This is a genomic window from Halorubrum sp. AJ67, from assembly GCF_000513435.1.
Genome location: NZ_CBVY010000006.1, coordinates 115,573 through 118,753 on the forward strand (window position 1 = coordinate 115,573; position 3,181 = coordinate 118,753).

The window sequence follows — 3,181 nt, forward strand, 5'->3', positions numbered from 1 at the left end:
GCGGCCCCTTCATCGCGCCGAGGTGGTCCGGGCCGACGGTCTTCGCGGGGAACACCTTCACGAAGTCGGCACCGGCCTCGTAGCCGCGGATCGCTTCCGTCGGCGTCATCACGCCCGGCGCGGTGACGGCACCGTAGCGGTTGCACGTCTCGATCACGTCCTCGTGGAGGCTCGGCGAGACGACGAACTCCGCGCCCGCCATCAGCGTGGCCCGGGCGGTCTCGCTGTCGAGGACCGTCCCGGTGCCGACGACGACCTCGTCGTCGAAGGAGCCGGCGACCTCGCCGAGCTTCTCTGCCACGTCCGGCGTGTCGGCGGTGATCTCCACGGCGGTGACCCCGCCCTCGCGTAGCGCCTCGGTGATCTCGATGAGCTGGTCGGCCGGGACCCCGCGTAACACCGCGACGACGCCGCTGTCGACGATCTGAGAGAGCGTCTCGTTCATACCTCCCGTTTCCCGAGTCGGGACTTAAAACCGCCCCGATGCTTGCGACCGTCCGCTGGCCTCCGGTCGGGACCGCAGAGTCGACGTTCCGTGACACCCGTCGACACGAAATCGGCGGGGATCGGGGGTGATCCCCGGCGAAACGGCCGCGACGAAACACTACCCTTTTGACCCTGCTTTCGGTAATTGTCGGTATAATGGGCCGACGCAAGAAGATCGTTCAAGAGTGTGAACGGCTGATGGACACCCCGGAGAACATCCGGAACATCGCCATCGCCGCCCACGTCGACCACGGCAAGACGACGCTCTCCGACAATCTGCTGGCCGGTGCCGGCATGATCTCGCAGGACACCGCGGGCGAGCAGCTCGCGATGGACACGAAGGAGGACGAGCAGGAGCGCGGTATCACCATCGACGCGGCGAACGTCTCGATGACCCACGAGTACGAGGATACCAACCACCTCATCAACCTCATCGACACCCCGGGCCACGTGGACTTCGGGGGCGACGTCACCCGCGCGATGCGCGCGGTCGACGGCGCGCTGGTGGTCGTCGACGCCGTCGAGGGCGCGATGCCGCAGACCGAGACGGTGCTCCGGCAGGCGCTCCGCGAGGGCGTGAAGCCGGCGCTTTTCATCAACAAGGTCGACCGCCTCATCTCGGAGCTCCAAGAGGGGCCCCAAGAGATGCAAGAGCGGCTGATGTCCGTCATCGCCGACGTCAACGAGCTTATCCGCGGGATGGCCGAGAACATGGACGACATCCCCGAGGACTGGACCGTCTCCGTCGAGGACGGCACGGTCGGGTTCGGCTCCGCGCTGTACAAGTGGGGCGTCTCGATGCCGTCGATGCAGCGGACCGGCATGGACTTCGGCGACATCATGGAGTTAGAGCAGAACGACAAGCGGCAGGAGCTTCACGAGCGGACGCCGCTGTCGGACGTCGTGCTCGACATGGTCTGCGAGCACTTCCCGAACCCGGTCGACGCCCAGCCCCGTCGTGTCCCGCGCATCTGGCGTGGCGACTCCGAGTCCGAGCTGGCAGACACGATGCGGATGGTCAACGAGGACGGCGAGGTCGTCTTCATGGTCACCGACATCTCGATGGACCCGCACGCGGGCGAGATCGCGACGGGCCGCGTCTTCTCCGGCACGCTGGAGAAGGGTCAGGAGCTGTACGTCTCCGGCACGGCGGGCAAGAACCGCATCCAGAGCGTCGGCCTCTTCATGGGGTCCGAACGCGAGGAGGTGGACCGCGTCCCGGCGGGGAACATCGCGTCGGTCACGGGGCTGCGTGACGCCATCGCCGGCTCGACCGTCTCCTCCGTGGAGATGACGCCGTTCGAGTCGATCGAGCACATCTCCGAGCCGGTCATCACGAAGTCCGTCGAGGCCCAGAACATGGACGACCTGCCGAAGCTCATCGAGACGCTCCAGCAGGTCGCCAAGGAGGACCCGACGATCCAGATCGAGATCAACGAGGACACCGGCGAACACCTCATCAGCGGGCAGGGTGAGCTTCACCTCGAAGTGATCACCCAGCGGATCCGCGACAACCAGGGGATCCCGGTCATCACCGGCGAACCGATCGTTGTGTTCCGCGAGCAGCCCCAGGAGTCCTCGCGCGAGGTCGAGGGGCAGTCGCCGAACCGCCACAACAAGTTCTACATCACCGTCGAGCCGATGGACCAGGAGATCGTCGACGCCATCCAGCTCGGCGAGGTCTCGATGGACATGCCCGAACTGGAGCGCCGCGAGGCGCTGCAGGAGGCCGGCATGGACAAGGATACCTCCCAGAACGTCGAGGACATCCACCGGACGAACATCCTCATCGACGACACGAAGGGTATCCAGCACCTCAACGAGACGATGGAGCTCGTCTTGGAGGGGCTTCAGGAAGCGCTCGACGACGGCCCGCTGGCCGCCGAGCCGGTCCAGGGGTCGCTGTTCCGCCTCCACGACGCGAAGCTCCACGAGGACACCATCCACCGCGGTCCCGCGCAGGTCATCCCCGCGGTCCGCGACGCTGTCCACCGCGCGCTGATCGACGGCGAGGTCCGCCTGCTGGAGCCGATCCAGGACGTCCGGATCGACGTGCCCTCCGAGCACATGGGCGCGGCGTCCGGCGAGATTCAGGGTCGTCGCGGCCGCGTCGACGACATGTACCAGGAGGGTGACCTCATGGTCGTCGAGGGCATCGCGCCCGTCGAGGAGATGATCGGGTTCTCCTCCGACATCCGCTCGGCCACCGAGGGCCGCGCCTCGTGGAACACCGAGAACGCGGGCTTCCGCGTGCTCGTCGACAACCTCCAGCGCGAGAAGATCATGGAGATCCGCGAGCGCAAGGGCATGAAGCTCGAACTGCCGCAGTCGATCGACTACTTCTAAGTCGACGACGCGGTTCGTGGTGTGCGGCTTTCTGCGGTCTTGCTTCTGCGAAGCTCTCGTTTAGCGGCTCTCGCTTCCGACAGCTCTCGCCGTCAGCGACGACCCTGTTCTCTCGCCGGTCTCGTCACCCGCGGACGCGCCGGAGCGTCGACCGCCCGCCGACGAACGCGAACAGCAGACCGATCACGACCGCGACGAGCGGGGCGTTCGACGTCTGGGATCGCAGGAACGCCCCGTCGGGGTCCGACGGGTCGACGTAGGCGGTGGCGGGCTCGCCGACGGCGTAGCCGTCGAGGACCTCGCGAGCCGCCGACTCGGTGTCGTAGTTCGACCTGATCGCCGACGGGAA

General features: G+C 66.8%; 3 protein-coding genes. 1 reads left to right on the forward strand and 2 read right to left on the reverse strand.

Going from position 1 to position 3,181, the window contains the following annotated elements; genetic code table 11:
* Positions 1-445 (reverse strand): bifunctional 4-hydroxy-2-oxoglutarate aldolase/2-dehydro-3-deoxy-phosphogluconate aldolase (locus BN903_RS07650; protein ID WP_048077175.1); only part of this gene is annotated, 445 nt, incomplete at its 3' end.
* A gap of 197 nt (positions 446-642) precedes the next feature.
* Here BN903_RS07650 and BN903_RS07655 point away from each other — a divergent pair.
* The gene (locus BN903_RS07655) at positions 643-2,832 is read left to right on the forward strand and encodes an elongation factor EF-2 (RefSeq protein WP_048077176.1); all 2,190 of its coding nucleotides are present in this window, start codon (positions 643-645) and stop codon (positions 2,830-2,832) included.
* A 124-nt stretch (positions 2,833-2,956) separates the two neighbouring features.
* Here BN903_RS07655 and BN903_RS15785 read toward each other — a convergent pair.
* Positions 2,957-3,181, reverse strand: a 225-nt coding sequence (locus tag BN903_RS15785; RefSeq protein WP_195155750.1) for a DUF3592 domain-containing protein, incomplete at its 5' end; no start/stop codon positions are given.

Excerpts from the sequence above, each read along its gene's own strand:
- BN903_RS07655 (WP_048077176.1), top strand. The coding sequence starts at position 643 with ATGGGCCGACGCAAGAAGATCGTTCAAGAGTGTGAACGGCTGATGGAC.